Raw genomic sequence first — 4,095 nt, forward strand, 5'->3', positions numbered from 1 at the left:
TCTTTGACCTCCGGGGCAAGGCTCTCAATCGTGCCGCCCAGATTGCAAAGACGGTGGGTGCGCTTTTGTCTCTCGCCTTTCTCCAGATACTTCTTTCTGTTCTCCAGACGCTCCAGCTTGTGCTGTTCCTGTGCAAGCTGTGTCTCGACCTGTTCCTTTTCGGCTCGGAGCTGTTCAAGGTTTTTCGGTTTTGCCATTTTTCGTGACCTCCTTTTTTGAAAATGGGGATAAAAAAAGACCGTCAACTTTTCGCAGATTGCGACCAGTCAACGGTCAGTTTTTCGGTATTCAGTTGTTGTGTTCAGTTCGGTAAATTGAAGTTGGTCAAAGTTGTTGGCGAAGATATTCCACAACATTTCCATTCGTATCATAGAAACAGATGTTTCCTACATTGAGGGGCAGGACAATGGCGAAAGGCTTGCCACTATCAATATCAATCACCTGAATGCCGTTGCCATCATCTACTTCAAGTCGAACAATATTTTGGGTATTCATTGAGATAAATGCCCTTTCGTTATTTCCCTCAACAACAAACTCTGCAATGTAATCATCAACCTCAACTATATCTCCACCACCACGGAAGAAATATCCAAAAGACAAGCCAGGGCGATTTACATAGACAGAAAAAGTGTGGTCTGTCTTGTCCTGTGGGTAAGAAATAAATGCAGCCATTGTGTCGGAAATGCTTCCATCAACAATCCAATCATCCAAAATTTTTTGAGATTGGCGAATGTCTGCTTCTAAACTGTTTGCGGTTTTACCAATGTCATTGTTTGCATAAAGGAAACCGAAAACCAACACACAAGCCAAAATAACACCCAAGAGGATTATGGGTAATTTCTTTTTCATAGAATCACACTCCTTTATCAAATTAAGATTCTTGATTTTCAAACTTGCTGGCGGCGAACGGTTTGTCAAAACCGTTTGCGGACGGCAAGTCCACAGGGGATAGCCGCTTTAGCGGCGCAAGGGGGTGTAGCCACCTTGACGGAACGAAGTGACGCAACATTCTCGGTCATGCAGTTTTCTTCTGCTGACGGAGAATGAAGCTCCGCAGGACGCACTACTCTCGACAGAGAGTATAGAAGTGCGCCCTTTAGTTCCTAAAGGGATTTTGCTTCGCTGTTTATTGCACGCTCTCATTTTTCAAATGAAACATAAATTGTTAAATTATCAGGTATATAGCTGATACTTAAACCTTTTTCTCCATTTGATAGGAGTGTCCCGACAGAAACATAGTTTTCTCCTTTGATTTTCTCTGACACATTCTCAACTACTGAAAAGCCCTCTTGTATCAAAAGTTCCATGTAGTTATCATAGTCATTTTCGTCTATACCTGCAATACTGATACTGAAATTTCCGTGTTCTGTATCAAGCATAGCCCATGCAACTGTGCCAGTTGGAACGGGAAGTCCCTCAGTATATTCATTGACTGGCCATTCTCCCTCATCAAGCCTAATAATACCTTCAGATTGCGAATTGCTTGCGTCTCCTGTGTCTTTGGGTGGTGTTTTTGGGGCGGAGCAAGCAGTCAATGACAATATAAGCAAAATTGCAATTCCCGGAATAAATCTTTTCATAGTTACCTCCTATTGTTGTGGACAGCTCTGATAATCTGAATTGTGGCAAATACAAAAGCGATTATGCCAACCAATAAAATAATTTGAGAAACATCAAAAATAAAATCACCATTAACCTGAATGTTTGTCATTGCGTCTGCTTGCCCGATTGCTCCTTCCGGCACTTTACCAGACTTTGCAGTAGCATAAATTAAAAAAGCAACAATAGCTACCACAAGGGAAATGACACTTGAAATGATCCATTTCCGTTTCTTTGGGACGGAATTATCAATTCCAAACTGTTCTGCTGTGCTGTTAGCAAATTCTTGCGGCGTTCCAAGCCTTTCGATTACCTGTTGTTCAGTTTCTCCATGCTCCACGGCAGAATTAAATATTTCATTCAAGTCACGCACAACCTCGGTTTTGGCTTTGCGTGATAAATTTAATTCCTTTTCAACCTGCCTTATGTATTGCTCCTTCATTCTGAGACCTCCGTTTGTTGATAGGTGGCGATAAAGCTATTTACACAATCCGTATAGCTGGACCAAAACGTAATCAATTCCTGTAAAACTTCCTTTCCTTTAAGAGTAAGGGAGTAATATTTTTTTGATCCGCCATTAGCAGCCGCTGGTGCTAAACGACATTGAATTAGTTCCGCTTCTTGTAAGCGATACAGAATAGGGTAAATCGTTCCCTCTTTTGCATATCCTAAGACAGATGCACTGCTATTTAACTCTGTGATTATTTCATAGCCATAGGTCTCTTTGCGCCCGATTAAGGATAATAGTATCATTTCAAGAGAGCCTTTTTTGAATTGTTGCACATATTTGTTATCCATAATCTTCACCACACTTTAGTTCTGCTGATTAGCGTTGCTAAGCAGCAGAACTAATTATACTCATACTCGGTGCCTTAGTCAATAGACTCCTTGAAAAAGTTACAGTTTGTTCAAGCGTTTGAGCGCCCGAACATTTTTCGTCCGGGCGCTCTCAGTATCAGTCATAAATCAGCTCAAACTTCACAATCTCCTCTGCCTGTGCCTTGCAAGCGTTCATCTGCCGCACCCATTCCATTTGGTTTTCAGCTTTCAGTTGCTCTGTCACGCCGTACTGCTTTGCCAGCTCTGGCACGATCAGCTCCATGCGGCTTCGTGCCGCTTCGTCAATCTCGGCGCAATGCTCAAAGAGCTTGTCGGATAGCGCCAGCTCATTGAACAGTATCGGGCGGTGCATTTCCAGATACGCCTTGCGAAGTCTGCCGTAGTGTCCGAGGGGCTTGGTCTTGCGGATAATGATGTTCGGGATAAGATAATCGCCGTTCTGTGTGTAAGTGATATTCATGCTGTTTGTACTCCTTTCATCGGCTCTCTCTGCGGTAAGCTGCTGACCGGGACGAACACGCCCTTTGCAATGTCCTCTGCACGAATGGCGGCTTTCTTGGCTTCGATTTCTGCCTTTTTTCTCCCCTTGATTTTGTCCTCGTATCGCTTCTGCGCTCCGCTGGCTTTCCGCTTCAAGTAGTTCTGATGAAGCCTGTCCTTGCGTTCCTCACGCTTGCGGATTTCTTCTAATTCCTCTGGGGTAAGCTCCACTTCTCCAAACGCCGGAGGAACGAATCGCCCGACAAAATTGAAGTAAATCTCGACCTCCTGTGTGGTCTGTATACTGCCCTTGCGGTCACGCTCATGCACAAGGATTTTCTCGATAAACTCGTTGAGCATGGCAATGGTCAGCTTGTCGAAGTTCTCATATTTGTCAATCAGAGCGATAAAACGGTCAGCGTCCTTTTCGTGCTTCTCATAGCTCTTGACAGCCTTTTCCAGAACAGAGATTTCAGCGGTAAGCTCGGACTGTTCCTTTTCGTATTGAGCGTCCAGAGTGGCGTATCTGCTGTCGGACAGCTTGCCTAAAATGTTGTCCTCATAGATTTTGCAGAGCAGGACTTCCAGCTCGGAAACTCTCTGCTTTGCTGTGGCAAGGCGTGTGCGCTGTTTTCTGACCTCTGCCGTCTGCTGGCTGGACTGCGCTTCCTGCACCACACGGACAAACTCGGCTCGGTCATGCTTGGCATACTCGGCAATGGCTTTCAGCATTTCAGAGACAAGGGACAGAACCACATCTTCATTGATACGGTGCTGTGTCGTGCAGAGCTTTCCAACTGGGACTTTGCTGTATTGGGAACAGGTATATTGAGAAATACGCTTGCCGTTGTTGGTACGGTGGACATACATCTTGCCGCCGCAATCGGCACAATAAAGCAAGCCTGTGAGGGGAGCTGCTTCGCCCCAGCCGTCCGGGTAGCGTCTGACATTCCCACGGATTTTCTGCACAAGGTCAAAGGTCTGCTGGTCAATGATAGCTTCATGGGTATTCTCGAAAATCGTCCATTCGTCCTCCGGGACATAATGGCTTTTCTTGTCCTTGAAGTGCTTTCGAGTCTTGAAATTGATGGTGTGTCCCAGATATTCACGCTTTTCAAGAATGTTGCAGATGGTGGAAGAACCCCAGCCGTACACATCTTTGAAAGTCTTGTTTTT

The 4,095-nt window shown here is 44.9% G+C and carries 7 protein-coding genes; all 7 read right to left on the minus strand.

Annotated features, from left to right (window positions below; translation table 11 throughout):
• Window positions 1-197, minus strand: a 197-nt coding sequence (locus tag DWZ44_RS17930) for a DUF3847 domain-containing protein (protein ID WP_117805436.1), incomplete at its 3' end; no start/stop codon positions are given.
• A 127-nt stretch (window positions 198-324) separates the two neighbouring features.
• Entirely contained in the window at window positions 325-849 is a 525-nt protein-coding gene (locus DWZ44_RS17935; RefSeq protein ID WP_015516227.1) for a hypothetical protein, read from the minus strand.
• A 290-nt stretch (window positions 850-1,139) separates the two neighbouring features.
• A complete protein-coding gene (locus DWZ44_RS17940) occupies window positions 1,140-1,580 on the minus strand; it encodes a DUF6591 domain-containing protein (protein ID WP_117805433.1) in 441 nt (146 codons plus the stop codon).
• Window positions 1,581-1,582: 2 nt separating this feature from the next.
• Complete coding sequence (locus DWZ44_RS17945) at window positions 1,583-2,041, minus strand: HAAS signaling domain-containing protein (RefSeq protein ID WP_117805434.1); 459 nt, start codon at window positions 2,039-2,041, stop codon at window positions 1,583-1,585.
• The gene (locus DWZ44_RS17950) at window positions 2,038-2,409 is read right to left on the minus strand and encodes a PadR family transcriptional regulator (RefSeq protein WP_242998616.1); all 372 of its coding nucleotides are present in this window, start codon (window positions 2,407-2,409) and stop codon (window positions 2,038-2,040) included. The genes DWZ44_RS17945 and DWZ44_RS17950 overlap by 4 nt, the downstream gene beginning before the upstream one ends.
• 145 nt (window positions 2,410-2,554) lie before the next feature.
• Entirely contained in the window at window positions 2,555-2,899 is a 345-nt protein-coding gene (locus tag DWZ44_RS17955) for a TnpV protein (RefSeq protein ID WP_117805435.1), read from the minus strand.
• On the minus strand, window positions 2,896-4,095 hold a 1,200-nt coding region (locus DWZ44_RS17960), incomplete at its 5' end, for a DUF4368 domain-containing protein (protein WP_243002163.1). The genes DWZ44_RS17955 and DWZ44_RS17960, both read right to left, overlap by 4 nt.

The organism is Blautia sp. AF32-4BH (assembly GCF_003460565.1).
GTDB classification, from domain to species: domain Bacteria; phylum Bacillota; class Clostridia; order Lachnospirales; family Lachnospiraceae; genus Fusicatenibacter; species Fusicatenibacter saccharivorans.

What these genes read in the sequence shown, in the direction of transcription:
- DWZ44_RS17935 (WP_015516227.1), bottom strand. Translation starts at nt 849, where the DNA reads ATGAAAAAGAAATTACCCATAATCCTCTTGGGTGTTATTTTGGCTTGT.
- DWZ44_RS17940 (WP_117805433.1), bottom strand. Translation starts at nt 1,580, where the DNA reads ATGAAAAGATTTATTCCGGGAATTGCAATTTTGCTTATATTGTCATTG.
- DWZ44_RS17945 (WP_117805434.1), bottom strand. Translation starts at nt 2,041, where the DNA reads ATGAAGGAGCAATACATAAGGCAGGTTGAAAAGGAATTAAATTTATCA.
- DWZ44_RS17955 (WP_117805435.1), bottom strand. Translation starts at nt 2,899, where the DNA reads ATGAATATCACTTACACACAGAACGGCGATTATCTTATCCCGAACATC.